This is a genomic window from Pseudomonas sp. UBA3149 (assembly GCF_002364655.1).
In the GTDB taxonomy this organism is placed as follows: domain Bacteria; phylum Pseudomonadota; class Gammaproteobacteria; order Pseudomonadales; family Pseudomonadaceae; genus Chryseomonas; species Chryseomonas luteola.
This window is the reverse complement of sequence record NZ_DEYV01000022.1, coordinates 18,579-44,763: the sequence shown is the minus strand read 5'-3', so window position 1 is coordinate 44,763 and position 26,185 is coordinate 18,579. Positions and strand designations below refer to the sequence as shown.

At 53.4% G+C, this 26,185-nt stretch carries 26 protein-coding genes; 7 read left to right on the top strand and 19 right to left on the bottom strand.

Features of this window, described 5'->3' with window-relative positions:
• Together B3729_RS13440 and B3729_RS13435 are read left to right on the top strand one after the other, a co-directional pair.
• Positions 1-394 (top strand): helix-turn-helix transcriptional regulator (locus B3729_RS13440; RefSeq protein WP_286788140.1); only part of this gene is annotated, 394 nt, incomplete at its 5' end.
• A 78-nt stretch (positions 395-472) separates the two neighbouring features.
• Positions 473-859 (top strand): cupin domain-containing protein, encoded by a 387-nt coding sequence (locus tag B3729_RS13435; protein ID WP_286788139.1) that lies wholly within the window; start codon positions 473-475, stop codon positions 857-859.
• A 178-nt stretch (positions 860-1,037) separates the two neighbouring features.
• Here B3729_RS13435 and B3729_RS13430 read toward each other — a convergent pair whose 3' ends face one another.
• From B3729_RS13430 to B3729_RS13420, 3 genes are all read right to left on the bottom strand, one after another.
• The gene (locus B3729_RS13430; RefSeq protein WP_286788138.1) at positions 1,038-1,994 is read right to left on the bottom strand and encodes a GlxA family transcriptional regulator; all 957 of its coding nucleotides are present in this window, start codon (positions 1,992-1,994) and stop codon (positions 1,038-1,040) included.
• Between the two features lie 65 nt (positions 1,995-2,059).
• Complete coding sequence (locus B3729_RS13425; protein ID WP_286788137.1) at positions 2,060-2,467, bottom strand: ester cyclase; 408 nt, start codon at positions 2,465-2,467, stop codon at positions 2,060-2,062.
• 28 nt (positions 2,468-2,495) lie between these two features.
• The gene (locus tag B3729_RS13420; RefSeq protein ID WP_286788136.1) at positions 2,496-3,266 is read right to left on the bottom strand and encodes an MBL fold metallo-hydrolase; all 771 of its coding nucleotides are present in this window, start codon (positions 3,264-3,266) and stop codon (positions 2,496-2,498) included.
• A gap of 660 nt (positions 3,267-3,926) precedes the next feature.
• Here B3729_RS13420 and B3729_RS13415 point away from each other — a divergent pair.
• The 3 genes from B3729_RS13415 to B3729_RS13405 all read left to right on the top strand — a co-directional run bounded on the left by B3729_RS13415 (position 3,927) and on the right by B3729_RS13405 (position 5,410).
• The gene (locus B3729_RS13415) at positions 3,927-4,478 is read left to right on the top strand and encodes a hypothetical protein (RefSeq protein WP_286788135.1); all 552 of its coding nucleotides are present in this window, start codon (positions 3,927-3,929) and stop codon (positions 4,476-4,478) included.
• A 171-nt stretch (positions 4,479-4,649) separates the two neighbouring features.
• Positions 4,650-4,865 carry a hypothetical protein gene (locus B3729_RS13410; RefSeq protein ID WP_286788134.1) on the top strand — a complete coding sequence of 72 codons (216 nt, stop codon included), beginning with the start codon at positions 4,650-4,652 and terminating at the stop codon, positions 4,863-4,865.
• 20 nt (positions 4,866-4,885) lie between these two features.
• Positions 4,886-5,410 (top strand): putative molybdenum carrier protein, encoded by a 525-nt coding sequence (locus B3729_RS13405; protein ID WP_286788133.1) that lies wholly within the window; start codon positions 4,886-4,888, stop codon positions 5,408-5,410.
• A 268-nt stretch (positions 5,411-5,678) separates the two neighbouring features.
• On the opposite strand, the gene B3729_RS13400 is transcribed toward B3729_RS13405, so the two are convergent.
• Positions 5,679-6,200 (bottom strand): GNAT family N-acetyltransferase, encoded by a 522-nt coding sequence (locus B3729_RS13400; protein ID WP_286788132.1) that lies wholly within the window; start codon positions 6,198-6,200, stop codon positions 5,679-5,681.
• Between the two features lie 48 nt (positions 6,201-6,248).
• On the opposite strand from B3729_RS13400, the gene B3729_RS13395 reads away from it, so the two are divergent.
• Entirely contained in the window at positions 6,249-6,830 is a 582-nt protein-coding gene (locus tag B3729_RS13395) for an XRE family transcriptional regulator (RefSeq protein WP_286788131.1), read from the top strand.
• 68 nt (positions 6,831-6,898) lie between these two features.
• On the opposite strand, the gene B3729_RS13390 is transcribed toward B3729_RS13395, so the two are convergent.
• Positions 6,899-7,342, bottom strand: a complete 444-nt coding sequence (locus tag B3729_RS13390) for a hypothetical protein (RefSeq protein WP_286788130.1) — start codon at positions 7,340-7,342, stop codon at positions 6,899-6,901.
• Positions 7,343-8,025: 683 nt separating this feature from the next.
• On the opposite strand from B3729_RS13390, the gene B3729_RS13385 reads away from it, so the two are divergent.
• Complete coding sequence (locus tag B3729_RS13385; protein ID WP_286788129.1) at positions 8,026-8,397, top strand: integrase core domain-containing protein; 372 nt, start codon at positions 8,026-8,028, stop codon at positions 8,395-8,397.
• A gap of 52 nt (positions 8,398-8,449) precedes the next feature.
• On the opposite strand, the gene B3729_RS13380 is transcribed toward B3729_RS13385, so the two are convergent.
• The 14 genes from B3729_RS13380 to B3729_RS13315 all read right to left on the bottom strand — a co-directional run bounded on the left by B3729_RS13380 (position 8,450) and on the right by B3729_RS13315 (position 26,109).
• Positions 8,450-11,464 (bottom strand): type III restriction-modification system endonuclease, encoded by a 3,015-nt coding sequence (locus B3729_RS13380; protein ID WP_286788128.1) that lies wholly within the window; start codon positions 11,462-11,464, stop codon positions 8,450-8,452.
• A gap of 12 nt (positions 11,465-11,476) precedes the next feature.
• A complete protein-coding gene (locus tag B3729_RS13375; RefSeq protein ID WP_286788127.1) occupies positions 11,477-13,339 on the bottom strand; it encodes a site-specific DNA-methyltransferase in 1,863 nt (620 codons plus the stop codon).
• On the bottom strand, positions 13,339-14,118 hold the full coding sequence (locus B3729_RS13370; RefSeq protein WP_286788126.1) for a DUF4391 domain-containing protein: 780 nt from the start codon (positions 14,116-14,118) through the stop codon (positions 13,339-13,341). The genes B3729_RS13375 and B3729_RS13370 overlap by 1 nt, the downstream gene beginning before the upstream one ends.
• Before the next feature lie 14 nt (positions 14,119-14,132).
• Positions 14,133-17,342 carry a helicase-related protein gene (locus B3729_RS13365; RefSeq protein WP_286788125.1) on the bottom strand — a complete coding sequence of 1,070 codons (3,210 nt, stop codon included), beginning with the start codon at positions 17,340-17,342 and terminating at the stop codon, positions 14,133-14,135.
• A 16-nt stretch (positions 17,343-17,358) separates the two neighbouring features.
• A complete protein-coding gene (locus tag B3729_RS13360; protein WP_286788124.1) occupies positions 17,359-17,541 on the bottom strand; it encodes a helix-turn-helix domain-containing protein in 183 nt (60 codons plus the stop codon).
• 294 nt (positions 17,542-17,835) lie between these two features.
• On the bottom strand, positions 17,836-18,837 hold the full coding sequence (locus B3729_RS13355) for an endonuclease (RefSeq protein ID WP_286788123.1): 1,002 nt from the start codon (positions 18,835-18,837) through the stop codon (positions 17,836-17,838).
• Positions 18,834-19,661 (bottom strand): hypothetical protein, encoded by an 828-nt coding sequence (locus tag B3729_RS13350; protein WP_286788122.1) that lies wholly within the window; start codon positions 19,659-19,661, stop codon positions 18,834-18,836. The genes B3729_RS13355 and B3729_RS13350 overlap by 4 nt, the downstream gene beginning before the upstream one ends.
• Positions 19,662-19,725: 64 nt before the next feature.
• Positions 19,726-20,781, bottom strand: a complete 1,056-nt coding sequence (locus tag B3729_RS13345) for a S49 family peptidase (RefSeq protein WP_286788121.1) — start codon at positions 20,779-20,781, stop codon at positions 19,726-19,728.
• A 2-nt stretch (positions 20,782-20,783) separates the two neighbouring features.
• The gene (locus tag B3729_RS13340) at positions 20,784-23,000 is read right to left on the bottom strand and encodes a DNA topoisomerase 3 (RefSeq protein ID WP_286788120.1); all 2,217 of its coding nucleotides are present in this window, start codon (positions 22,998-23,000) and stop codon (positions 20,784-20,786) included.
• Positions 22,997-23,602, bottom strand: a complete 606-nt coding sequence (locus tag B3729_RS13335) for a TonB C-terminal domain-containing protein (protein ID WP_185755848.1) — start codon at positions 23,600-23,602, stop codon at positions 22,997-22,999. The genes B3729_RS13340 and B3729_RS13335 overlap by 4 nt, the downstream gene beginning before the upstream one ends.
• Positions 23,599-23,826 (bottom strand): hypothetical protein, encoded by a 228-nt coding sequence (locus tag B3729_RS13330; RefSeq protein ID WP_167517147.1) that lies wholly within the window; start codon positions 23,824-23,826, stop codon positions 23,599-23,601. Before B3729_RS13330 ends, B3729_RS13335 begins: the two co-directional genes overlap by 4 nt.
• Entirely contained in the window at positions 23,826-25,016 is a 1,191-nt protein-coding gene (locus B3729_RS13325) for a TonB C-terminal domain-containing protein (RefSeq protein ID WP_286788119.1), read from the bottom strand. The genes B3729_RS13330 and B3729_RS13325 overlap by 1 nt, the downstream gene beginning before the upstream one ends.
• An 18-nt stretch (positions 25,017-25,034) precedes the next feature.
• Positions 25,035-25,802 carry a hypothetical protein gene (locus tag B3729_RS13320; RefSeq protein WP_125913181.1) on the bottom strand — a complete coding sequence of 256 codons (768 nt, stop codon included), beginning with the start codon at positions 25,800-25,802 and terminating at the stop codon, positions 25,035-25,037.
• Positions 25,795-26,109 carry a hypothetical protein gene (locus B3729_RS13315; protein WP_010799353.1) on the bottom strand — a complete coding sequence of 105 codons (315 nt, stop codon included), beginning with the start codon at positions 26,107-26,109 and terminating at the stop codon, positions 25,795-25,797. The genes B3729_RS13320 and B3729_RS13315 overlap by 8 nt, the downstream gene beginning before the upstream one ends.
• Positions 26,110-26,185: the final 76 nt, after the last annotated feature.

The window sequence follows — 26,185 nt, the reverse complement described above, 5'->3', positions numbered from 1 at the left end:
AGAAGCGGATGCGCTGTATGATCTGACGCAGGCGCTGGACGCCGTTGGTAACAGGCGTCGGGGCAGGCGAGCCTATGACTTCCCGGCAGCAGAGCGGGCACGCGCGTATATCCATGCAAGTAGCGGTACAAGCATCACACTGGATGAGCTTGAACATGCCAGTGGGCGGGATCGCTGGAGTCTTTCCCGAGATTTTCGTGTGCTGTATGGCACAAGCCCGTACCGATACATGACGCTGAGGCGGCTGGACAGGTGTCGGAAGTTGCTGCTGGATGGTTTTAATCTTGTAGACGCAGCCCTGGCAGCTGGTTTTTTCGACCAGAGCCATATGACTCGCCATTTCAAACGGTGCTACGGTGTTTCGCCGGCCCGCTGGTTAGCTATGCTGGGCTAGTAAACCTGCACGATCGTGCAAGAGTAATCCGTTCAGCCCTATTAGCGTAACGGTTCCGCAAACAAAGGAGCCGACACCATGAACACTGATGTAATTCAAGCGCCCTACCAGTCAATCAACCTGCTGCAGAAGTTGTCGCTTGTTAGCGAGCAGTGGTCACCCAGGGTGGTCGCTGAGATGAACAGCTACCAGTTTAAGGTCGTACGAATCCAGGGAGATTTCATCTGGCATTCTCATCCAGAAGCAGACGAGACCTTTCTGGTACTTGAAGGCACGCTTCGGATTGACTTTCGGGACGGTAGCGTGACGCTAAAAGTAGGTGAACTCTATGTGGTCCCAAAAGGGGTTGAGCATAAACCGTATACTGAGGAAGAAGTAAAGCTATTGCTGATCGAGCCGCGGGGTGTTTTAAACACTGGCCAAGAAGGCGGAGAGCGGACTACGCCTAATGACGTCTGGATCTGATAGATCAGCATTCGATACAAGTCGCTGATTGCTTTGAACAGAGCGTTGAGCTGCACGGAGCAGGGCTCTAGCGCCGAGCTGATTTTAATAAAACGCAACACTGATTGCATGTTGTCGTAGGGTATACCCTAATGATTACACAAAGAAAACTATACCTGTCTTGTATACAGCTATAGTTTTAGGTCAATACGCCTTGGAATGTTTTGCGCCATTCACTCGGCGTAACACCAAACATTATCTTGAAATGCTCTCGGAAAGAACTGACTGACTGAAAGCCTACAAGCTCTGCGATAAACTCTACTGAATGACTAGTGGACTCCAGCAGTTCCTGGCTACGTTGCAGGCGTTCAGATACAAGCCAGTCGCCCACTGACATTCCTGTTGCCTTATGGAAATGACGAGTAAAGGTACGACGGCTCATTTTTGTAAAAGCTGCAAGAGCATCGATATCGTGTGGCTTACTTAGGTTTCTTCGCAGGAAATCGAGTAGCGTGTTAATCCGGGCATCCTGAGTGGATTCGGGGATGGGTTGCTCGATGAATTGAGCTTGCCCACCTTCGCGATAAGGAGGAATCACCATGCGGCGGGCCACCTTATTGGCTATTACGCTGCCATAATGCTGACGTACCAAATAGAGACAGCAATCAAGGCCCGCACCCGTACCTGCAGAGGTAATCAGGTTGTCGTCGTCTACATATAAGGCATTGGTATCCAGATGGACTTGAGGGAAGCGTTTGATGAAATCCTGCTCCAGCTCCCAGTGTGTTGATGCTCTACGATTATCTAAAAGGCCTGCATAGGCCAAAACGTAGGTGCCCAAGCATAACCCTACTACCTGTTTACCCTGTCGATGGGCTGACGTCAGCGCGTCCAAAAGTCTTGGATCAGGTTGCTCCGCAGGATCACGCCAGTAGGGAATAATGACGATATCAGCTTCTGGAAGTGTCTCTAGGCCATACAGGGTATCTATGCTCATCCCCTGATCGGATCGGAGTATACCTGGCTCACCTGCACAGAGCTTTAGGTTAAAGAGCTTATGCTCTGGCAGGATGTCTCCGAAGATAATGCACGGAACCGACAGGTGAAAAGGACTAAAGTGGTTGTACACCATCAGGGCAACGGTAGGAATAGACACTGAAACCTCAACTCAAAGGTAAAAGCAGGCCTTTTTCATAGCAACCTGCTGATCACCCTGCTCAATTAACTACCAAGCAATTGCCTTTTGATATCTGCATTATCAAAGTGAGCTCTTTTCTCAATGATTTTCCCGTCAGCGATGCGCAATAACATCATCAGGGACATCCTAAGCCGTTTGCCGGCAGGTGCTACTCCCGCAATCTCCCCACTCTGGATTCCCTCAAATTCCAGATAGGCTGCTACCTGATCACCTTCTGCAACCAAAGCCTTAATCGGCATCCTGAACCCTTTGAAAGCATCAAGATTTTTCTTTTCAGACGCTATGAATCCTTCGGCACCGTAATGCGGCATATCAACCTGAGCATAGAACACGAAATCTTGGTGACATAGTTCTCTAATGAGATCGTATTGTCCGTTCTGTAGAGCATCATAGAAGCGGCTGACCAGCGCCTTGTTGGCCTCGTTCGACATAGGATATTCCTCTGGTTTATAGGTCATCTTAAAGGGTGCAGGTTTCGCCATCCTCAGGAACCAGCACACGAGAGGTCAGGCCCTTTTCACCGATGAACTGCCGTAGCTCTGCTCTGGACAATGTGCAGTGGTTAATGGCTTCCATGTGTGTAGTGAAAATGGTTGAGTGAGGAACAGCTTCGCAGACGTGGCTGACGTCTTCCTTTCCCATGATGATCGAACCAAGGCCTATCACTTGAGCATCACCAGTATTAAGAATGATGACGTCAGGAGAATAGGCTTCAAGGTTCTGAATGACGTACTCATTCCAGACGGTATCGCCAGCCAGATAGAGTGTTTTCTCATCAGGATGCTTAAAGACGACACCGCAGGCATCCCCCAAGATCTCACCAATCTGCTCAAGCGCCTCGTCACTTCCATGCTGACCAAATGTTTTGATAAGAGTGATGTTTTCAAAAGATGTGTTTTCGGTCAGAACACGAACGTTTTTAAACCCGGCATTCCGTATGAGTGCGGCATCCCTTGCGTGCTGAGCAAAGATCAACATGTCCTTGGGAATTAGTTTCTGAGCTGCATCATCCCAGTGGTCAGCATGGGTATGCGTAACAATAACGGCATCGACGTCGAGTAGTGTATCGACCGCTACTGGCAGCTCTACCAATGGGTTGGCTAGATGACTATTAACAGTTCCCTCAAAACCAGGATATGTGCCCTTCCTAGCCAGCATGGGATCAATAAGGATTTTCTTGCCGGCAAACTCTACTGTCAGGGTTGCGTTTCTAATCTGTGTAAGTTTCATTTCTAATCATCCTCTACCTGCTGCGCTTAGTTTTAGCGAAGCGTCAAATGCAAACATCTCTGGACCTGGTAAGTCAGTGATGCGTTTTCAGTAGAGGGATTATCCGTCCGACCTGGTATGCCCATAAGCGGCCCGCAGGCCAAATATCAACAGTATTGGGCCAATGCGCAGGTGTAGTCGCTGGGGTATACCCTAATGAATACAGCTAGGTGGCTGTCATTCTGGGCAGGTTTGCATAGCCAGCGGTGATAGTTAAGCTACCAAGGCCGTTTATTTGATGAAAATGGCTTTGCAGGTAGATTGGTCTTCTTCAATGCTGATATCTCAGCTCACTGAGGGAACAATGGACGAACCTATTGCTTTCAATCCTGACGCCTCTTATGAGGTCAGATATAACGGTGTGAGGTTTGCTGAAATTCATAAGGGGCTGTTTTACGAAGGTAATTTGAGCCCCCGCTAGAGATGCTCGGCCAAGTTGGTTTCCACTCCTTGGCTACAGCGATGCTTCTCCTTGCTTTCACTGGTTTCACGCTCTGGGCAATTGAGCGCAAATAGTTAAAGGAAAACGCAATGGGCCTCTACAAACATGTGCATTAGTGATTGTCGGCACTGCGATTGGTGTTTGGCTTGAACTACCCACCATTTTGAATAGGAAAAAAGATGCCTGCTATCCCTCGCTTCCTGCCAAACAACATCACCGTCCCAGGCTACGATGCCTATCAGGTCAGGATCGTGCGAGGTGACTACGAATATTCTGCCACATTCGCCTGGTCGCGATTCGTCAGCAAAGAAAAGGCGCTGTGTGCGGCAGTAAACTGGCGAGACCAGATGCTTGCGAAACTGCCCAAAGCTGGGAATGGGCGTGGCAGCTTCCGCACTTCCCCAATGGCGCACAAACGTAGCGTCGGGCGCGTCGGAGTCACCCGCTATCTGAAAGAGGACCGTCGCCTTCGCGGCTGTCCAGTTTATTTGGTGTACGGGGTTAATTGGACAGATGACCAAGGCAGAAAACGGGTGAAGCAGTTCCAAGTAGGCCGCATGGGCACTTTCGAGTGGCATCAGGAGTTGCATGCCTCGCTTACCGCTGAGGCCTTTCGAACCGAATGGGAGTTTTGCCGCAGTACCGGGAAGGTCTTTGAGCCGGATTCTTACCACCGCTGGACAGAGGTGGAGTTGTATCCATTCTTGCCAGCGACTGATCAAGGAAATTAACCATGGATCAACAGACGAACTTCGCTGCATACCACCGGCCCTTGATTGGGCCTTTGGCAGTATTAGGGCGCCGCAATCCAAGTAAAACACTATGTTTGATCGCATCAATAACCTAGTTGCCAAGGACGGATTTACTCTCATGATCTGGGGGAAGAGTTAGAGGAAACAGCGATGCATAACCGAAAAGACATTAATGATCTTTTGATCATGCTGGTGGGCGCAGGCATCGGTACTGCCATATTGCTTGCGGTGTTCAGGTTGCTGGATGTCAATCCGATCCAGTCACCAGCATGGTTTTGGCTAGGCCTCTTGTGCATGAATAGTCTGGCCGGTGGCTTTACAGCTTTAATGCTAATAAGGACTTTTAAACTCAAGCGCGTGCTTTAACTGTTCGAGGAAAACAATGTATGACCAACGATACAAAGGCTTCGGCATGGCCTTGGTCGATCGTTCAGATTATTTCAGGCGGCCAAACAGGAGCAGATCGAGCGGGTCTCGATTGGGCTATAGATCATGGAATCGATCATGGTGGCTGGTGCCCTCAAGGTAGGCTTGCCAATGATGGACGTATTGATGGTCGGTATAACCTGATGGAAACCCAATCATCGGGTTATCGGCAGCGGACACGACGCAATATCGAATCCAGCGATGCTACCCTCATCTTTACTTTAGGGCCACTTGTGGGTGGTTCGCTCTTAACCTATACGCTTGCTAAAAAGCTGGCCAAGCCATTCGTGGTTTATCAGCTAGCTACAAACGATGATTCTCAGCTTAGGAATGTCCAGGACTGGCTTAAGGAAAAAGGCCCAAGGATTATCAATGTTGCCGGCCCGAGTGAATCCAGAAATCCAGAAATATATCAGGCGGTATATGACTCTCTGGATTGTGTACTATTGGATAAAATCAGGAAATCTGCGGCTATTTCTTCCTAATGCTGGTTTTTAACAATTAGGAAGATAAGCAGCCAACGTCTACGACTCACTCCTCTTGTACTCGTTAAGTACTGAGCTGATCAGCACCACCAGCTCGGCAGCTGTAACTTCGGTGCGCTTCCCCTGAGTTGATCCCCGCAGTGCATCTATACGTGACCTAGTTGTAGGCAGGCCATGAGCAGTCATGGCATCTGCAAGCTCCCTGGCGTCCCAGCCATCATGCCTTAGCAGCAGTAACAAGGACTTTACGACGTCGCGTAAATCGCGCTCATTCTTCGTTAGGCTCCAACGGGGTTGCAAGCACCTTCTGGTAGAAAGCCAAGTCTAGCCAACGCTTAAATTTGTAGGCCGCCTCCTTGATTACCCCGACCTGCTCAAACCCCAAGCGCTCATGCAGAACTATGCTTGCTTGGTTTGTAAGATCTATACCTCCCACCATGATATGAACGTCCCGCTCGATGGCTTCACTGACTAAGCTATTAAGTAGACATTTACCCAGACCAAGTCCTCTATATTCATGGTGAATATAAATGGAGTGCTCTACAGTGTACTTATAAGCAGGCCAAGCCCGAAAGGTACCGTAACTGGCAAATCCCAGCAGCTTTCCTTCATCATCTTCTATGCCAATCACTGGAAAGCTATTCTGACGCTTCGTATCAAACCAGCCGACCATAGATGCCGTTTCCCGCGGCTTGTAATCGTAAAGCGCTGTAGAATTTAGAATGGCGTGGTTGAATATATCCAAAATCGCTTGCGCATGACGTTCTTCTGAGCAATTGATTATTTGCATAATGGCTTATTCTCTTTTTCCACTATATGATTCGAAAAGTATCATATAGTGGAAAAAGAGGTCAAAGTCCAAATGAGCATTGACAAGATTATTGCATCCCGCATTGCGGCATTGCGCAATGCTCAACAGTTAAGCCTCGCCCAGCTTGCCGAGCGCTCAGGCGTAAGCAAGGCTATGATTTCCAAGGTTGAACGTCAGGATAGCAGCCCTACTGCCAGCATATTGGGCCGTCTGGCCTCAGGATTAGGCGTCCCGTTGGCTCAATTGCTGTCCTCTGAAGAAACTGAAGCTTTGTCGGCATTACGTAGAAGAGAAGATCAGCCAACTTGGAAAGACCCGGCTACCCACTATATACGCAGGCAGATTGCAGGCTTGGATAAAGTCAGTAAAAGTGAGTTGATTGAGATCGATCTACCAGCTGGTACACAGGTTAGTTACCCTTGTTGGCATACAAAACCTTACCGCCAGAGATTATGGGTCCTGGAGGGCAGCCTTGAAGTACGTTATGGAGAAGACTGCTACGCCATGCTGGCCGGAGATCTCCTAGAATTCGCTATAGATAAGCCTATTAGCTATACAGCAGATGAGCAGCATAAATGCCGTTATCTGCTAAACATTTTGTACGAATGAGTAATTTTTTGAGCTCTAATGCGCTAGCTGCTCATTACCTTTTGCCAGCAAACATACTGGAATTTGATTCAACGTATCCAATGTTTCCTGAGTAAAACGACATTGGAGCCGTTGTTAGGGTCCAGTAACTTTTGCATACGGTACGCGGCGCACAGCAATACGAGCGCTCGAATAGTCTCGTTTGTATCGATCTCGTTCAGTGGCACTTCCCACTCAAATCCCCCCTTGCCCGGTACCGGTATGCCGGCAGCTGGGCAACTGATCCTGGCAACACGGCCAGCACTTTCTGAACACATTCCAAAGGTGAGATGGATTTCCATGGCTATCTGAAGCTCGCGTGAGTCACCATCATCAAGATGCGGCTGCCATGGCGCAAGCTTGTCCGTTTTGCCTTCCACCAACGGGACTGACCCTTCCTCCACCCAGTCCATGATCCTGTAGCCGCAGCCAAGTGCCGCCAGCTTGAGTTGCCGTTCAAGAGGCAACAGGTAACTCTCAAGGTCATTGCTCATAGGTAGAGGTCTCGTTGTGGCAAACACGCAGGCGCGATTGCGAAACTTTATCCGTGCAAGGCGAGGTGACACGCTCTTGCCGTCAAAGACCTTGTTTACGTTAACCTCGCCATGCTGGCCACCCATCAAGCAGGAAAAGTTACAGACGGTAGGCTCTATGCCGCGGCTTTTGGCACATACACATACAGAAGGCAAAAATGGGAAGAGGGCACAGGTGATAAACCTATTACCTTAAATATAAATGCCCCGCAAAGCAGGGCTTAAAGGTCTAGAAGCATCTTTCAGAAGATAGGATGCTAATGATAATATGTTACAGTTCCATGTATATGATGTTGCCGTACAAGTACTGCCAAAGCTTGAGGCGTCGCGCCTTGTTCAGCTCACCGAATGAGTACGGCGTTGTAAGGGATGTACCGATGTACGAGACAGATGCAGTCACAGATGACGTGGTCATTCGTCGTGTCGAGTGTGAGGAATGTGGTGAGGTAAGGGCCTGTGTGTATACCCTGCATCCTGAATGCGACACGTTGAGATGGATTTGCCCCAGATGCATTACTGAACTCCGCCCTGGGTGCCAGTAAGCCAATTTGCCAAGGAAGCAGTCATGCCAGCTCGTTCTGCGAACGTACAAAACAAGGCTCGTCCAGTAAAAGCCAAGGCGCGTCGCCTGGCCTGATACGGTGTTGACCGATAACACCATTCAGTTTGTCAAGAAGATAGGTACAGAAAGCTACCGGGCCCATTATTTCGATGTGGTCTGCCATCGGCATAGCATTGAGCATCGGTTAACCAAGCCCTTTCATCTCTGGACCAATGGCCAGGTTGAGCGCATGAACCGTACGATCATGCAGGCCACCACCAAGGCCCTTCACTACGCCCCGCTTAAACAGCTGCAAGACCATATGAAATATTATCTTTGGGCGTGTAACAGCGCCCGCCCGTTACGTGCCTTAAAAGGCCAAACACAGATTGGCTTTATCCTCCAGCAATGGCATAAACAGCTACAGCTATTTTTAACTCACCCAAACCCCTTCTTTCCGGGACCAAACACCTAGTGCCACCAAACCTCCCAAGGAGGAATGGTGGACAGTGCAAAAAGTGGATGACTTAAGCGATGTGGTTCATCATCCCATTAACATCAACCGCTCGTAGATACTTTGCAGGATTAGTGCCTTTGGCAATTTCCTCGAAATGCTTTTCACCGCAAAGAATTTTGGCACCTTCGACATGACGCAGGTCGCCCCACCAGGTGCTGCCCTTGGTTTCTACCACGAAATACAGCTTCTCCTGTCCGCAATCGTTTATGACGACGGCCCAGTCCGGATTATAGGTGCCAAGCGGAGTTGGCACTTTGAACCACGAGGGAAGCTTGGCGTAGACCTTTACAGCCTCGTTCTTTTCCAGATCCTCAGCAAAATTCTTCTCGACTCCCACTGAGTCGTAGACGACGTGGGTATAGACGGATTTTTGAGTTTCAAGAGTGTTTTTCAGGTAGCCCTTCAGTTCTTCCTGTTGGAAAAGCTCCTGTGCGTAGAAGTGCTCATCGCCGATCCTGCTGTACTTGATGCCATCGACCAGAGCCAGCCGCTTGGTGCGGTTGATCGCTTCGGCGGCATAGTCGATGAACTGTTGCGGGTTGCGAGCAAAGTCCTGGAGCCGACGGCTCTCGGTAAGGATTTTGACGATGCTGCTACGGGTCAGCTGCGTCTTGTCCTGGAGGTCCGTGATGATGTCCGGTAGCTCAATGTCATCTTCATGGATGGTCGTGAAAGCGGACGCTGATGTCTCTTCTGCTGTCACGCCCCCCTTACCAATCGCGATATCGGCTTTGCGGAACTGCGCCCTGGTCTTGGTAATGGGCGGGCAATCCTGAATAGCCTTGGCGCAATCGACAATGAGCTTCTCGTTGTTGAAGTCCACGCGGTAGGTGGTTTTGTACTTTATGCGATCCCAGAGTGCTTTGAATTCCTCGCTCTGCAGGACGGCCTCTCGGGTACGGATGATCCGACGATCATCGGCATTCTTGATATCGAGCTTGCCAGCAAGCTTCTTCAGAACGCTCTGGATGTCTTCTACCGCGACATCAGGGTTGCTGCCGAGCTCGGCCTTGATGTCGTCAGGCAGCTTGAAGCTGCCATCCTTGAGCGCGGTGCGCAGGGAGTCTTGGACCTTACCTCTGGCGTCAACATAGCCTTCGCCTTTCAGGAACTGCCAGATTTTTTCGGACTGCTCGACGCCTAGCGGAGCGGTTTCACCCTTGTCGTTGACCGTCAGTACCGTCGCAAACTGGTGAGACTCAACGATGCCGAAACGAATACCGGTATCGTCCTCAATCTCTTTCTGAAGATTGTCGGCAAACTCTTCATAGCTTTCGGTCGCAATGACTGTAAGCGTGTTGATATCCGATCCGCGCAGGCGCTGGCCGTCCTGATTGACGCAGAGTCGCAGGCCCCGTCCGATGGTCTGGCGACGCTCCCGCTCCGTACCCATTTCACGCAGGGCGCAAATCTGGAATACGTTCGGGTTGTCCCAGCCTTCTTTGAGGGCGGAGTGGGAGAAGATAAACTTAAGCTTCGTATCGAAGCTCAGAAGTTTTTCCTTCTCCTTCATAATCAGGTTGTAGGCTCGCTCGGAGTTGTCACGACCCGTCTGGGTGCTTTCCGCCGTATCGACAAAACGTTCCTTCTTGTCGATGGAGAAGTAGCCGTTGTGGACCTCGGCAGCGTTGGTTTCCAGGTCAATTTCCTTGAAGAGGCTTTGGTAGTCGCTGGACTTGGCGAGCTTTGAATACTCCTCTTCAAACATCAGGGCGTATTTACCCTTGACCTCATTTCCGTCTTCATCGTACTGACGATAGTGCTCAACGCTGTCTATGAAGAACAGGCTCAAAACCTTGATAGGCTGCTTGTTGGCGGCAAAGGTGAGCTCCTTATCGAGATGCTCTTTGATCGTGCGTCGAATCATCAGGCGCTTGATCTCATCCGGGCTCACAGCCCCAATGGCCTCTCCAGGACGGAGTACCTGGTCGATACCCGGCCCCCTTACCTGAATAGACTCGTTGTCCTTGCCGCAGGTGATCGTGCCGATCTGCATGTTTTCGTAGATGGCGCGATTAGCAAGTTGCTCCAGATCGTCACCGTCTTCGACGGTGAGAATCTCACGCTTGATGTTCTTGCCGCGCTGCACGTCGATTTCGATCTTGGCTATAATCGAGCCCTGACGGTTATGCGTGGACTCAAGCCTCACATAAGGCTTGTTGTTGCCGCCCTCTACCTGGAGGGAGGCGACCTCGATCTGCTTGACCAGGCCCCGGTCATAGGCATCAACGGCATCCAGACGATAGACCATGTGGTGTTTGTCCACATGGGTTGCCGAATAACGCAGTGTGCAAAGTGGGTTCATAGCGTCCAGAGCTTTCTTGCCCTGACCTTGCAGGCCGCCATCGACGCTTTGCGGCTCGTCAACGATGATAATAGGGTTGGTTTCTTTGATTAGATTAATTGGCTTTTCCCAGCCGGTATTCTCATGTTCCTTGTAAAGATTATTCACATCCTTTTTGTTAATGGCCCCCACGGTTGTTACCATTATTTGGACGTTAGAGCTTGTTGCGAAATTTCGCACCTGTCCGATATTTGAGGAGTCATAAAGAAAGAACTCATACCCTTTTGCTTTAGGATAGAGCCCCTCAAAATGGGTGCGAGTAATTTCAAGCGTTTTATTCGTTCCTTCCTTAATGGCCACGGAAGGTACAACAATGACGAACTTAGTGAAACCAAAGTTTTTATTTAGCTCGAAAATGGTACGCAGGTAGACATATGTCTTACCTGTACCTGTTTCCATTTCAACTGTAAAATCCCCACTCTTAAGATCATTGGAGGGGCGTAGGCCATTCGCGAGTTGGATTGCATGAAGGTTCTCTAATACCTCCTCATCGACTAACTGCAAACGGTTGCCAACACCGAGCTCATTTTCGGCAAGGCTGAGTGATCCCTGTGGTTCTGATTTAGGGCGATAAGTTACAGTGAATTCAGAGCGTGAAATTTCCTGCCCTTTAAAAAGATTGACGACGGATTCTATGGCCGCCATTTGATAATCAAGATTGTCCTCAAAATGCAGCTTCATCAGTTCCGTTCCTTACAAACTGCGCACATGGGATATGCCGTTCTGCTCCAGAATGGCCGCCATGTTGGCCTTCGCCACATCATCACTGAAGGCGCTATCTCGGAAGAAAACATGAGAGTCTGAGGCGGGCTTAAGCTCTTCATGCCACTTGAGAATTCCTTGGGCTAGATTCTCAGTGTCAGCTTTAGCGATAGCCTCATCAAGACAAACCAGCAATACTCCAAAGCCAATGCTGTAGACATTTTTCCCAGAGATACTTTTGCACTCGATAGGCGCAGCCAGATCAATGCCGCGCTTAATAAGCAACTCATAAAGAATATCTTGTTCGCTACGCCCTTCGATTAAGTGCTCTTGATGAGATAGAAGCGTTTGCTCAAGATCCGAACGGTCGGGACTCCAAGCTCGAATGTTTGAGCTCGAGAGCTTAAAAAATTTAAATCCAGAGTTGGATGGAGCTCTGCTCACAGAGGAGCGTTTAAGTCGATCTTTAGTGATGTCAGAAATCTTTGAAAGCCCAAGCTTTTTGGCGGCAATGCCATGAGGCTTACTTTCATCAATATCCTCTGGAAGCTGAACAAGAATGAAGCGCCCCCGCTCATCATCGAAGACCGCTACTCCAGTACTCCCTGATCCAGCAAAGAAGTCGAGAACGACGTCTCTCTCCCTCACTCCAGAGATTTTCATCATGCGCTTAATTAATTCTGTCGGCTTGACAGTATCAAATGGAACCTCGCCATCAAAAGCAATCTTAAGCTCCTTAACGCCAGAGCGAGTGGTGCCGGAGTCTTTTGCGAACCAAATTGTTTCGGGTGTACGCCCATCGAGATCTGCCAAGTATATTTTTCTAATTATCCTTGTTTCGTCTTCGCTGAAGAATATCTCTCCTGAGCTTATTTTGCTTTGGAGAGTTTCTTTACTCCATCGCCATCCGTTGTCGGGAGGATTGATAATTTTTCCTGAAGGAGTTGTGATAGGGTATTTAAGGTTTTTTCTGTAAAGGGCATTCCTTACATCACCTGTTCGCCAATCACCCTTAGGATCATTGTCAGGGTTAGAATAGGCCTTATTATCATCATCCGTTCTTTCGAGAGACATGAGCTCAAAGTCTTCGGACTTTCTATACATAAGTATATGGTTGTGATGCACGGAAAATATACCGGAATAGCCTTTGGGCTGAACGCTGTGCTGCCATATTATATTTGCGACTAGATTTTCTTCGCCAAATATCTCGTCGCAGATTATTCTTAAGCGAGGAGCCTCACTGTCATCAATTGCAATAAATATTGCACCATCTTTGGCTAGCAAATTTCTGGCAAGCATCATCCGTGGATACATCATGTTGAGCCAGTTTGTGTGAAGGCGGCCAGAGTTTTCAGTATTGCTTGAGACCTTTAAGCCCTCGCTATCTTTTTGCCCCGTATATCGCAGATACGTATCCAAATTATCCTGGAAATTGTCTGGATAAATGAAATCCTTTCCGGTGTTATATGGAGGGTCAATAAAGATCATTTTGACTTTTCCTGCATAGCTCTTTTGCAAAAGCTTTAGGACTTCAAGGTTGTCGCCCTCAATAAATAGATTTTGAGTCGTATCCCAGTCGAGGCTTTCCTCTGGGCAAGGCAGCAGCGTTCCCATTGATGGTGTCAATGCGATCTGACGGGCCTTCTTCTTACCGTGCCAGTGAAAGCCGTATTTCTCTTCACTTTCGTCGATAACACCGGCATCACCCAGAAGCTGGCGCAGCGTATCAAAATCGACGCTGCGCTCACCAAAGACTTCAGGGAATATCGTTTTGAGCTCTTCGATATTTTCACTGACGATATTGGCGCTTTCGCCGTCCTGCAAGGTTACTCGATCCATAGCTGCCTTAGTCATCAAATGGTCTCTCTAATTTTTTCAATTTCGTCGTTAATCTTTTTGACTTGTGCATTCAACTCAACCTGCCGCCCGAGCTGTTTTTCTTTTTTCAGCCTGTTAGCGATTTCTGCCTTTTTCAGGTTGAGCTTTTCAAGCTCGCGGAGCCGTTCAAGACGGCCCTCGCCGGGTGTATTTTCTATATTGTCGGTTGCGCCCTGCTCATAGCGTCCGCTATGGGTGGCGCAATTAATAGCTATGACACGATCAGCCAGGCTTTTATAGAAACTAAGGAAATTCGTGAAGGAAAAGCTGTTGATATTGCAGTCCCCCAGAAAGGCTGCCTGCGCAGCCGTGGGAGCGGCCAGGTCTATCCAGTCCGTGTAGAGGATGTCTTCAACGACCCATTTTTCCTTGTCGGCCTGATTGATGCGTTTATCAGCGACACTCAGGCAGATCTGGTTGCCTTGAGTGAACAGCAGGATGAGCGGATACGGGATCGACCGCTGCATGAAGGTCGCGATGCGTTTTAGCCGCTTGGTCGAGGTCAGCTCGACATGGAGAATGGCGACTTCCGAGAAGTCGCGCTCGCCATCAAAATGACCAGCGATGTTGATCGTGGCGGGCTTCAAGGTATAGAGCCAGCGTATCTTCTCTACATCGTCCTTCAGGGCTGTTTTATCGGCGATATCTAGGACGCCGTTTTCAAGAAAGAGCTTCTTGAAAACGGGCTTGTTCAATTCGCAGGACTTGGGAATCGAAAGATGGTCGATGAAGGATTCCAGCGTACCTGGCGTCATAGCGTGTCCTTGCCTTACGGGGCGTCCGTGATGATGAGGTAGGTTACAACGGCAAAGTCTTCAATGCCCTGACTGCTGGTGGCAGTCAGTACAGTACCGCCTCTGGTGAAGAGGCTCTGCACACCTTTCTCTTCGCTTTTACCTGCGATGCTATCCACCGCGACGGCAAGCAGATGTTGGTAATGCTCCATGTCGGCACCGTTCCGGGTACGGTCGTTCAACTGCCCCGTAGCGGTTCTATCAATGGATGAAGCCGAGAGGCCATGTTTCTTCAGGAGGTCGAGCACCTTCTTGCTTTGCGTGAAGTTGAGCTCGACCACTGCTTTGTCCGAAACATAGACGAGGAAATAAGGTGCCAAGGGATAGTTTTCATCCACCTGCACGGCTCGCTGGCCGCCCCTGATGCTCTTCAGGCAGAAGATCACGCCGGGTTCTAAGCCATCAGCCTTGAGGTCGGCGTCGATGGTGACAGTGGCATGGAGACCGGCCGGAGCTTGCTCTAGCAGGTGCAGGTTTTTCTTCATGTAGCCTGAAAGATCCATGCGGAAGTCGTTCAGGGTAAGATCTGTGATGGACACTCCGCCCGCCATGTCTTCGAGATCGACCACGGCATCTTTGAGCTGCTGTAGCTGACGGCGGCGGTATTCTAGGTCGTTCATCTCCTGGGCGTTGGCGTCGATAACGTTTTCTTCGCCCGTAGCCGAGATGTCCAGAAGCATCATGCGGCCCGCCACCCTTTCTTCGAGATTGATGTACTCGTCCAGCTCCATGTTTGGCCAGAAGTTGATGAGCTGGATTTGGGTATTCTTCGAGCCCAGGCGGTCAACTCGGCCAAAGCGCTGGATGATCCGGACCGGGTTCCAGTGAATGTCGTAGTTGATAAGAGTGTCGCAGTCCTGAAGGTTCTGCCCCTCGCTGATGCAGTCGGTGGCAATCAGGAGGTCGATCTCCGCCTTGGCATCGGGGTCGATCTTGGAGCGTTCCTTCGACACAGGGGAGAAAGCGGTCAGGAGATTGTTCAGGTCCGAACCGGTCCCGATCAGGGTCGTTTTGTTGGCGCCACCGCCTGTAATGAGAGCGCTGTGAATTCCAAGCTCGCTCTGCGCCCAATCCGCCAGGTGGGCGTATAGGTACTTCGCGGTATCGGCGAAGGCGGTGAAGACGATGAGCTTTTTGTTGCCAGGGTTGAGCGGTTCCTGGACCTTCCTAGCAATGACATCTTTCAGCTTTTCCAGCTTAGCGTCACGATGCGAATCGACAGTCTGCGCGGATTCAACGATGGAGGCAAGGAACACCCTGTCGGCTTCGAGTTCCTGCCGAAACCGGATGAGATCCATGTCCTGGAGCAGTACGCGCGCCTTGTTGCCAATCATGAACGGCTCAAGCTCAGGCGAGTCCATTTCGAAGTCATGGATGTCTTCGATGTTCAGAGCTTCGATGTCGCCGCTCTCATGCGCGTCGATTTTTTGCAGCAGCGCTTCTACCTGTGCCAAGAGCTTTTGCGAGGTCAGCGTGAAGGAATTGATCGAGCTTTCCATGCGTTTGAGCAGGTTCACGCGCATCAGGTGGATCAGGCTCTCTTCCCGGTCCACTTGTTTGAACACGCTCTTGCCGTCGCCGACAGCGTTGTCATAGCGACGTGCGTACTCATCCTTCTTGTCGTTCCGGACGAATTTCATCGGCGAGTAGCCTGCAAGCGAAAGCCTGCGGATCGTCTTGTTCACTTCCTTCAGGGGCGGAAATGCATGGGTCGCGTCGATATCAGCGTAGATGTTCTGCGGCTTAAGACGTGTCGGGAACCGCCCGATATCTGCCGTGCCGTAGTACTTCTGGATGTGCTTGCGGGAGCGCGCAATTGTGACGATGTCGAGCAGCTTGAAGTAATCGAAGCTCATCGTATCCAGCAGGGAGGCGACGGATCGGTCCTCAGGCGGTTGCTTGACCCACTGATTGAACTGCTTTTGCGCCAAGCGCAGAGTGCTATCCACGTTCTTGATGCCGATGTCGCTGAAAGCGTCGTCGCGCCCCTCGGTAATGAAAGCGACCTGGTTCTTCAGGTCATTCATGCGGTTGTTTACCGGAGTGGCAGAGAGCATCAGGACCTTAGTTTTCACGCCCGACTGGATGATATCTTCCATCAGGCGGCGATAGCGGGTTTTAGTGCCTCTAGTGGGGTTGTTGTTGCGGAAGTTGTGCGACTCGTCGATGACAATGAGGTCGTAGTTCCCCCAGTTCAGGGTTTCAAGATTGATCTCACCGGAGCTGCCTTTGGTGCGCGAAAGATCAGTATGGTTCAGGACATCATAGTTGAAGCGGTCCTGAGCTAGCAGGTTGCGCTTGTCGTTGACGGTGTAGATCGTCCAGTTGTCCCGGAGCTTCTTGGGGCATAGCACTAGCACACGGTCATTGCGCAGCTCGTAATACTTGATAACGGCCAGCGCCTCGAAGGTCTTACCAAGGCCGACGCTGTCAGCAATGATACAGCCGTTGTGCTTTTCGAGCTTGTCAATGGCACCGAGCACACCGTCTTTCTGGAATTTGTAGAGCTTGCTCCAGACAAGGGTATCCTTGAAACCGGTCTTCGTCTTGATGATGCGCTCTTCGTCGATGTCGTCGAGGAAGTCTTTAAAGAGGTTATAGAGTGTCAGAAAATAGATGAAATCGCCCGGCTGGTCGGCGGCAATGAATTCCAGCTTCTGCAAAAGCTCGTCCTTGAGGTCGCGAGCACGCGAAGTGTCCATCCAGACGGAATTGAACCAGGCCAGCAGCTGCTTGGTGGTTTCTGTATCAGTAATGCCGGTATTCATTAGTGGGGTTTCAGCCTGGACCTCGCCCAATCCTGCAGGGGTGAAGGCTGAGCTGCCATGGATGGCGAAGCTGCCCTGAGCGCCTTGCTCGACGAGAAACATGTTCTGCGGGGCGTTTGCGGCCCGTACCTCGGCCTTGCTGGCAAGCCATTTGGCGCACTCCTTGGCGATGCGCTTCTGGTCGAGCTGGTTTATGAGGCGCAGGTCGGTATTCGCTCCAATGAGCGCTTGGAGAGGTAGGCCCTCCCAGCCAGAGATCAACAGCCTTACGCCGTCGACGCGGGAAAGCTCTTTTCTGAGCGCTGAGAAACCATAGATGGTAAACAGACCTGAAAGCACGGATAGCTTTGATCCGGCTGCGAGATGATCGCGCAGCGTGTTCCCTACGTGACCATTATTTCTATTGTCCAGTAACAAAGCTGTTCACCCCGAATCAAGTGTGATTTTTGATCGTTTGCTGGTCGATCCAGTATTCGATGACGGCCTTTCGGAACCGCCAGCTCCCCCCTACTTTGAAGCCGGGAATGGTACCGTCGGCGGCAAGGCGGTAAGCCGTCTTCTCCGCGAGTTTGAGATACTCGGCTACTTCCCTAAGGGTCATTATCTCTTCAGGCATCTCATACGCCCCTGTCTTGGAGGCTGAGAGAATAGGGTAAAATCAGGTATTTTTCAGTAAAACTGCAGAATTGAGTGTGAGCTGCGTTTTCTAGTGCCACTAGTACCGTACAAGTCACCGCAAGTAATCACTAATGCGCAACTTCTATCCTGAAATTCTTGTGTTAAATAAACAGTACACCCCTTCAGGAACAGCGGCTGGCTATCGTCTGGGTGTGGCTATAAATAGGCGGGGGGACTTAAACGACTATACCGCCTATTCGCTACACCTAACGACTACACTTCAAGCGCCGTATTACCGACACTCCACATCCTTCCTGAACCCATCGGATTGCGCCTCACGCTCAGTCCGGTAGGCCACCCGAATACGTGCCGGGATGGAATGATAGGAAGGACAAAGCGTCGGTATAAAATAGGTCCCCGTGCGGCGGGAGGCATACACCATGCCTTCCGTGCGGGTTGGGTCAAACGGTTCGATTTCCTCTCTTTCAGCCTCATTCGAGGCAGATGCCTCCTGCAGGTCGGGGAAGAGTTCCTTGACCGTCTTGTCGCGCCGGATGATGCCGGCAAGTCCGGGCTTTCGATCCAATGTCCAGCTGGCCTGCCCGGTGACAAAGGGGTTGTGATGCCCCATGACCTTCGCTATACGGTTGTCTCGCTCCCTTTCCCATTTGCTGACCGGAAAGCGCTTGTCCCAATCCATGAACAGCTTTTGCTGAAGCCGTGAAAGGGTGATGCCGTAGCGGTCACTCATGTAGAAGTGGGTCCGCGCAATCAGGCCCTTTACGGCATCCCGTGGCTCGACGGTGCGCAGCGCAGGATCGATCCTGAGATCACAGCGCCCGTAACGGCTGGCCGTGCCCGAAAGCTCACCGTACAGATAGCTGCCGCGATCGGCATTGGCCTCTCCAATGGCGGGCGCCAGGTTGTGCAGGTCCGCATCGATCCGGTTGAACAGCGGATCAGCCCGGCAGGCACCTGAACCGCCTTCGCGCCAGCACTGAAGCTGATGGCCAAAGGACCAGACACTCTGGATGTGCTCCCATTCAAGACGTATGGCGCGGTCGGGCAGGGCACGTGTCTGGTAGCCGCAGGATTCATGATCCATGACGCCGCCACTACGGCCTACCCATTCCCACTGGCAGCCGCAGTAGAGATCACCCGAGGCCTTCTCGCCTGCATTCTGATCACCGTAGATGTCGTTACGCAGGAAGTGCTTGGCGTCGTAATAGGTTTCCGGGGCCGCCCATATCACTCCCGAGAAGGTTAGCGCCAGCAGGACCAAAGCGGCTCTCATGGTTCAACGGCCTCCGGGTTGGCAACTGGCTTGCGGGTGAGCTTGTGCCAGAGCGCGACGGCAAGGGTTGGAACAACCACAAACAGCATCGCGGATAGTACAGCCGCCACACACAGCATGAGGCTGCTTACCGCTATCCACTGCACCGCCTCGAAGGTCCACGGGATCAGCCAGCGCTCGACCTGGATGAACAGCCCCTCGATATAGGGGAAATGAGCCGAGCGAATAAACCAGAGCAGGGCGCCAATAAACGCGGCAATAGGGGTAAAGGTAATCAGCCCATAGCTCAGCCGGTGCAGATCGGTCAGCGTCGGTACCGCGTGCAGGGCGACCAGAAACAAACCAGTGATGATCAGAAGGCTCAAGGGATCGCTGTCTGCCTCGGTCCATAGGCTCCAGAGGATTTCCTCAATTGCTGTCGGTATCCAGACGAGGATGTCTATTGGATTCTGAGGGGGAGTAGGGACGTCATAGGCAATGCCCGTCAGCAGGCACAACAGCACGCAGCCCACCGCGCAGGGTGCGAGGCCTTCCAGTGCTCGCCCCATATAGCTGAGCGGCCCTGGGAAAAAGGTGTAGTCGACATGGCCAAGCGTGCCATCGGCATCACTGCGCTTGTACAGGGCAATGCGGGTGAGCTTGAAGCCCATGCACAGGCAGACTATAGCGCGGGCGGTTTCGCGTATGGGTGAGCCCACCATGCCGGTAAAGGCATAGGCGGGCCATGTGGGCAGTCTGGGACTGGCAATCAGGAAATGCTTGGCAAGCCCGGTCAGGGCCAGCACCGCAGCGGTCACACCCAAGAGAGCAAGTAACTGTGTCATGACGGTTTTCCTGCTAAAAAGGCACCTGCACAAGCGGACTCATGCAGGGCCACATGGCGGAGGGTTAAGGAATCATCAACCTTACGGGTGAGCTGTAGCCTTGCTCGGTGTGTATACCCAGCGCCTCCTGAAAACTCAGCGAGATCCCCTTCTTGAAGTCGGCAAACGGACTCAGGCGCGGGGTGTAGTTTTTCATCTTGAGCTTGCCGTCATCGTCCGGTACCAGCCGGCGCACCAGTTGCTCAAGGGTCAGCTGGTCATCAATGATGCCGATGTTCCTGGCCGTACCGGCTTCCCAGACCAGTCCCTCAAACATGCCTTCGGTGGGTTTTAGCCTGTCTCCACGGCCCTGCTTTACGTCTGCAATGAATTTTTGGTGAGTCGCGCCCAGCACGGTCTTCCAGTACTGGACCTGCTCATCCCTGGCCGGGGAGAACGGGTCCAGCATCGACTTGCTGGTGCCGGCGGTATACACGCGGCGTTCGACATCAAAGAGCTTGATGGTCTTGTCAAAGCCAAAGCCGGTACTGATCACGCCAATCGAGCCCACAATGGCCGTAGGCGAGGCATAGATCTCCCTGGTGGCCGAGGCGATGTAGTACGCACCGCTTGCACCAATGTCCTCGATCACGGCAAAGATGGGCTTTTCCGGATGACGCTGGCTTTCATAGCGGATTTCGTCATAGACGCGCTTGGACTGAACCGGGCTTCCGCCGGGGCTGTTGATACGGATGGCCACCGCCACGGTGTTGGGGTTTTCCATGGCCTGGCGCAGGCCCTTGTTGATGCGATCGGCATTGGCCGGTTGCTGGGCATCGAGCGGTCCCATCACATCCACCACGCCAACATGGCTGGCCCCTTCGTTGACTTCCGAGGCCTCATCAAACAGGCGCAGGAAGTACCAGGTGTTAAAGGCGCTGAGCAGGACGATCAGGAGCAGCATGCCCTTGAAGATCAGGGTCCAGCGGTGCCGGGCGCGGCTCTGCTTGACGGTGCCCGACACCCACTTGTCAAAGGTGTGGATCTGCATGAGGCGCTGGCGCTCCTGCAGGACCTCGATGGAGTCATCCGGGGAATAGGGCGGTACATCACTACTTCGGTTGCGTTTAAACCAACTCATCGTCATGCCTCCAGTGGATCTTTTTTGGGTTTGGTATAGGGCGCAATGGCGCGGCATTCGGGATAGCCTGAACAGCCCCAGAACCGGCTGGCGCGTTTGGCATCCCCTTTCCTGCCCATGCGAAGGTTCATCGGGCGACCGCAGTCGCCGCACAAGGGGCGGTCTTCATCACTGATGGGTTTTTGCGGCAGGCCCTTCTGGTCGGGAAAGGTCTTGTTGCAGGTGTCGCGGTTGGTACAGCCCCAGAAGAAGCCCTTCTGGCCCTTTACCCGGCGCAGCTCAGCCCCGCAGGAGAAGCACTTGTGGAGCGTGCCGCGGGCCTGGCTAAAGGTCTGCTTGAGCGCTGCCGCCTGGGCATCGGTATTGGCAAGCGTCGCCTTGAAGCCATGAACAATGCGCGAGACCCAATCGGTGATCTTGCGCATGAACTCATCCTGACTGACTTCACCGCGAGCAACCCGCTCCAGCTCCTGTTCCCACGCGGCGGTAAGGCCGGGTGATTTCAGAGCAGGCGGCAGGGCTTTCATCAGCGCTACCGCCTTGTCGCTGGCGTGCAGCTGGCGCTTCTTGCGGATCAGGTAGCCGCGATCTACCGCCGTCTTGATAATGCTGGCACGGGTAGCCGGTGTACCCAGCCCCGAGGTCTCCTTGAGGATGCGCCGAAACTGTTCTTCGGTGACGTAGCGGCTGATGTGCTCCATGGCCGAGAGCAGGGTGGCTTCGGTGAAGTAGGGCGGATGACGGGTGTGCTTGCTGGTGACTTCCGGCCCGCTGATGATGGCCGGTTCGCCCTGGTTGACTGGGGGAAGCGCGCTGCTCTGCTCCTCGCTCTCATCCTCTTCATTGCTATCCGCTTCGCTAAAGGTTTCGGTATCCGGAAACAGGATCTTCCAGCCCTGTCGAGTCGGCTGGCGCCCCTTGGCAATGAACTCGTGCTTACCGGCCCTGACATGAATCACTGTGCGGTTGAATTCGTGGTGTTCGTAGAACTGGGCGATGTAGAAGCGGCGGATGGCGTCGTAGAGGTTGCGCTCGATTTCACTCAAGGCGCCAAGGTTTATCTTTTCAGCGGTCGGAATGATCGCCTCATGGCTTTTGCCTTCGAGCTGCTTGTCGTTAAAGCATCGGCCCTTGCGCTTGAGGTCAGCGCCAGCAATCAAACCGGAAATGCTCTGGTCGCTGAGCATCAATGCCTGCATGACCTCCGGCGCTTCGGCGTGCATGTTTTCCGGCAGGTACCGGCATTCGGTACGCGGGTAGGAGATGGCCTGATGGTTCTCGTACAGGGACTGTGCCGCGGCAAGTACTTCGTCGGCGGTGTAGCCAAAGCGCACGTTGCCATACTGCTGAAGGCTGTTCAGGTGGAAGGGTAAGGGAGCGCTCTCCCTTGAAGGCGTCGTCTCCGCCTTTTCAATAACCCCACCGGTGCCGGTCAGCTGCGAGGCCGCCTGCTCGGCCAGCGTCTTGTTGATGCAGCGTCCGGCCTCGTCCGTACACTCTTCCTGCGGTACCCACTTCGCCCGGAACTGGCCACGCTGTACGGCGACATCGGCCCACAGGTCCCAGTAGTCCCTGGGAACAAAATTGGCGATGGCCTGATTACGGGTCACGACCAGATTGATCATGGGGCAGACCACACGGCCTACATGCAGGGTTTCCTTAAAGCCTGCACCACGGGCAATCAGGGTAAACAGACGTGTCCCGTTCATGCCAACCAGCCAGTCGGAGCGTTCACGGCACACGGCGGAGTGGTAGAGGTCGATGGTGTCCTTGCCCGGCACAATGGCGTCCAGTGCCTTGCGCAGTCCCTTGGGGTTCAGGGCCTTGATGCACACCCTGTACAGCGGACCCTGATAACCGGCGTAACGGATGACGTTGCGGGCAATGGCTTCGCCTTCACGGTCAAAGTCAGTGGAGATGTAAACGGAGGAGGCTTTTTTCAGAAGCTCTGACACGACCTTTAACTGGTCGCGGGTCTTGTCATTGGGCTGGTGCTTCCACTCGCCGGGCACCATGGGCAGGTGATCCAGCGTCCAGCCCTTCCAGTCCTCGGAGTAATCGTCAGGCTTGAGCGCCTGAAGCAGATGACCAATGCACCAGGTGACAAAGGTACCTTTGCCATTGTGCATGCAGCCCTTGCCGGTCCTGTCACAGCCGAGCACGGCTGCCAGCGCGCGGCCCTGCTTGGGCTTTTCGGCCAGATACACGTCCACACTCATAAGTCACCCCTTGATCGTCTGATCGAGGCCAGTTGGCGTTCGGTGGGAGGCTTGCCTGCGCCAAAGTGCAGCACGATCTCGGTGAGCTGCTCGCGCTGGCGCGTCGTCATGTCCTTGAACTGGCGATAGGGTTCGCCCTTGCGGATGGCACGACGCAGGCTGTTATCAAAGAAACGGTTTTCGGTGGAGTAGAGCGTCTCGACCGCCGCGACCTTGCCGCTGTCCTTTAACGTAATGGCCACGATGGCGTAGTTCTGGGCATACAGCTCGTCGCTGATGCGCCAGTTCAAGCCGATTTCCTCGGCAATCTCGGCGGCGACGGAGCGTACTTCCTCGACATCGGCGTTGCGGCGCTTCTCCTCGGCCTCTTCCTTTTCCGGGCCGGTAAAATCCGTGACATGGGTGCCGCTGCCATCCTTGAGCTTGCCCAGCAGCTCCTGATTGACCAGGTTGAAGGCCTGGGCAATGTCTCGTCCACCCGGGCTTTGCTGGCTGGACTCTGGTGCGTTCCCCTCGGGAATATCGTCCTTGTTGAAAAACAGCACATTGGTTGAGTAGAGCAGCGCCACGATGACGCCCAGCGCCACCAGCTGAGGAATCATGAGCGCTTCTCCCTGGGCTGGGGCCTTTCCTTGTGCAGGGCATAGAGCAGCTTCCAGTCCCTGACCACCGTTTCCAGCTGTGGGAGGCGGTGGTTCTGCTGGATGTCCTGCAGCATGACCGTAATCAGGCATACCGCATCCAGCGGGCTCTGCGCGTTGGCAGCTTCGGAGAGCATGACCAGAAGGTCTCTGTAGGAATCTTCATCTACCTGCACGGCGTCCATCACTGGCCTCCGGTCATCGCATGGCTGGTTTCAAACATGGCCTTGAGCGGGTCCTGTACCTGACGTGCCGCCATGGGTGCAGCGGCCAGAGGCCCGCTTGTGACGTCCTCAGCCTGAGCCTGCTCGGGCAGATCCTCAGGCGAAGCCGACTCGTTGGCCGCGTTGTGCTCGGCATCCGAAATCCTGCGACCAAAGTTCAGGGTGAACTCGGTGAAGACATCCCGATCGGCTGCGGGCAGGGTCTTGATCTCGATAAAGGGCGAGGCCTCGACGGCAGCGCTGATAACGGACTTGTTGTAGGCGTCGTTATGGGAAGAGCGGATCACCTCGAACCCGGTCAGAACGCCGTCCGGTCCCACTTTTACCCGGACCTGTGCCCCATGCTTTTCGTAATCCTCGGGTGCTTTCCAGTTCTGGCCCACCCGTATGCCCACCGCTGTGACCATATTCTGGTAGGCCGGGGTCTGCGCCAGTGCTGCCAGTCGCTTCTGGTGTGCATCCTCAGCTTCGGGAGGTGTGCCTACCTGACTGGGCTTGATGCTGTAGCCAAAGCTTGCGAGGTCTTTCTCGGGCGAGGATACCTCATCCTGACCCTGTGCCAGTCCCGCTTTTTCTACCTCATTCTGACCTGAAGGTTTTGCCCCTGCGTCAGTGGCGATGCTGGGCGCAGCAACCTTTGATGCGGGAGATGATCCGGGGCCAGCTGATGCGCCAGCGGTCATCTCCTCTTCAACAGGCTCCGTGGTAGGCGGAACCGTCTCTACACCCTCGCGGGTAATCTTGTGCTCAGGCGCCTGGATGGGCTGAGGTGGAGGCGAGGTTTCGCCTGCGAATTCATCCTCTTCAAAGTCGGCGTCCGGGTCGATGGCGAGGGAGGTATGTGAGGTCCCGACGTTGGCGGCCTCACTGCTTGATTCAGGTGCTGCGGTATCCAGATGAGCCGCGTCTGGTTTGAGCGGCGAATCTACTCCACTGGCCTGTGACATCGGCACATCACTGCTGACGGGCGTCTGTGGGATCGAATGTTCCGGCTTGCCCTTGTGGGTGGCTACGTAGGAGATGCCCAGTCCGCAGAGGATGGCCACGGCCAGAAGCGTCATCCTTTTAGGCGACTTTTGTTTCTGCTCCTGTTCAGGTTCGCGCTCTGCCTTGATCTCGGGAAGTACTGTTTCATCAGTAGGTGTGGTCATGGTCCGGCTCCGTCAGGATCAGTGGATGTTCAGGGCCGCGCAGCCGCCAATGGATTTGGGCCGCACACTGTTTTTCACGATGGCGCGGGTCGGCGCCGAGAGGTCTGATCGACTACAAAAGCCCCGCCATGCCGCCAGATAGCTGTTGTAGTCATAGGCGGGCGCGCGGCACCGTCCGGTGAGGTAGTCCGGAATGCCCAGCTGCTGGCCTTCATCGGTCACAAATTGCCAGTCGGCTTCGTTCATGCCCTTGCCGTTGTCGCAGTAACGTACCCAGCGAGAGGTCTCGTAGATGGAGTAGCCACGCGCCCGGTCTGGGCGTGCCGCAAAGGTCTGGGTGTGTACTACCGGCACCATGGGTACGGAGGGCGTCCGGGCACGGGCAGGGTCGTAGACGATGCCGCGCCGTGGATCGAGCGCCGCGCCATTGCGGGTCTCGGTGTTGAAGTCACCGCCCAGCGAATGGACGTAGGCGGGCTGGCGCATGGCGGCACCGGCGCGGCCGGTGTTGATCCATGCCAGTGACAGCGAGCGGTCCACCCGTGAGGCGCGTAAGGTCAGCTCCTTGTAGTAGGCCGCATACATCTCCAGACGGTTAAGCGCGGCCCGGTTTTCCTCGGTCGGGTATTGCTCAGCGATGCGCTTGAACTCGGGCAGGTTCATCTCTACCCATTCGCGCGAGGGCTCGCCCGGTATCTCAGGAAGTGGGTGCAGCCTGGCTTGCAGGCCCATGCAGCCGGACAGGGCAGCGGTGGCCAGGGCAAGGGAAAGAATGATCTTAAACATGGCTGCCCCTGCGCCGCGCGAGCGGCCGAAAGAACAGGGTGCCGTCCAGATATTGGCCGTATTGGTTTTCCAGCACCGCGCTGGGATCGCCCGGCTGGAGGTTGGGGGTATCGGTTTCATGCTTTGAGGCAAAGGGCAGCAGGGCGTCCTGAAGGCCCGGCTCAGCCGTTGTGCCGTCACAAAACACTGCCCGCAGGGTCTGGGTAGTTCCGCCGATGTGACTGGCAATGGACCAGAGTGCATCGATCTCGGCCTGCGTCTTCAAAACAAGGTGAACACAGCCGTCAGTAGCGAGGTAAGCCTTCATGTGAACTGCTCCGTGGTGAGGTGGGAACAGTCTACGAACAAAAATATGTGGCTATTCCTCGTGGTTGGTACCCGCG

What these genes read in the sequence shown, in the direction of transcription:
- B3729_RS13435 (WP_286788139.1), top strand. Translation starts at nt 473, where the DNA reads ATGAACACTGATGTAATTCAAGCGCCCTACCAGTCAATCAACCTGCTG.
- B3729_RS13425 (WP_286788137.1), bottom strand. Translation starts at nt 2,467, where the DNA reads ATGTCGAACGAGGCCAACAAGGCGCTGGTCAGCCGCTTCTATGATGCT.
- B3729_RS13420 (WP_286788136.1), bottom strand. Translation starts at nt 3,266, where the DNA reads ATGAAACTTACACAGATTAGAAACGCAACCCTGACAGTAGAGTTTGCC.
- B3729_RS13415 (WP_286788135.1), top strand. Translation starts at nt 3,927, where the DNA reads ATGCCTGCTATCCCTCGCTTCCTGCCAAACAACATCACCGTCCCAGGC.
- B3729_RS13410 (WP_286788134.1), top strand. Translation starts at nt 4,650, where the DNA reads ATGCATAACCGAAAAGACATTAATGATCTTTTGATCATGCTGGTGGGC.
- B3729_RS13405 (WP_286788133.1), top strand. Translation starts at nt 4,886, where the DNA reads ATGACCAACGATACAAAGGCTTCGGCATGGCCTTGGTCGATCGTTCAG.
- B3729_RS13400 (WP_286788132.1), bottom strand. Translation starts at nt 6,200, where the DNA reads ATGCAAATAATCAATTGCTCAGAAGAACGTCATGCGCAAGCGATTTTG.
- B3729_RS13390 (WP_286788130.1), bottom strand. Translation starts at nt 7,342, where the DNA reads ATGAGCAATGACCTTGAGAGTTACCTGTTGCCTCTTGAACGGCAACTC.
- B3729_RS13380 (WP_286788128.1), bottom strand. Translation starts at nt 11,464, where the DNA reads ATGAAGCTGCATTTTGAGGACAATCTTGATTATCAAATGGCGGCCATA.
- B3729_RS13375 (WP_286788127.1), bottom strand. Translation starts at nt 13,339, where the DNA reads ATGACTAAGGCAGCTATGGATCGAGTAACCTTGCAGGACGGCGAAAGC.
- B3729_RS13370 (WP_286788126.1), bottom strand. Translation starts at nt 14,118, where the DNA reads ATGACGCCAGGTACGCTGGAATCCTTCATCGACCATCTTTCGATTCCC.
- B3729_RS13360 (WP_286788124.1), bottom strand. Translation starts at nt 17,541, where the DNA reads ATGCCTGAAGAGATAATGACCCTTAGGGAAGTAGCCGAGTATCTCAAA.
- B3729_RS13355 (WP_286788123.1), bottom strand. Translation starts at nt 18,837, where the DNA reads ATGAGAGCCGCTTTGGTCCTGCTGGCGCTAACCTTCTCGGGAGTGATA.
- B3729_RS13350 (WP_286788122.1), bottom strand. Translation starts at nt 19,661, where the DNA reads ATGACACAGTTACTTGCTCTCTTGGGTGTGACCGCTGCGGTGCTGGCC.
- B3729_RS13345 (WP_286788121.1), bottom strand. Translation starts at nt 20,781, where the DNA reads ATGAGTTGGTTTAAACGCAACCGAAGTAGTGATGTACCGCCCTATTCC.
- B3729_RS13340 (WP_286788120.1), bottom strand. Translation starts at nt 23,000, where the DNA reads ATGAGTGTGGACGTGTATCTGGCCGAAAAGCCCAAGCAGGGCCGCGCG.
- B3729_RS13335 (WP_185755848.1), bottom strand. Translation starts at nt 23,602, where the DNA reads ATGATTCCTCAGCTGGTGGCGCTGGGCGTCATCGTGGCGCTGCTCTAC.
- B3729_RS13330 (WP_167517147.1), bottom strand. Translation starts at nt 23,826, where the DNA reads ATGGACGCCGTGCAGGTAGATGAAGATTCCTACAGAGACCTTCTGGTC.
- B3729_RS13325 (WP_286788119.1), bottom strand. Translation starts at nt 25,016, where the DNA reads ATGACCACACCTACTGATGAAACAGTACTTCCCGAGATCAAGGCAGAG.
- B3729_RS13320 (WP_125913181.1), bottom strand. Translation starts at nt 25,802, where the DNA reads ATGTTTAAGATCATTCTTTCCCTTGCCCTGGCCACCGCTGCCCTGTCC.
- B3729_RS13315 (WP_010799353.1), bottom strand. Translation starts at nt 26,109, where the DNA reads ATGAAGGCTTACCTCGCTACTGACGGCTGTGTTCACCTTGTTTTGAAG.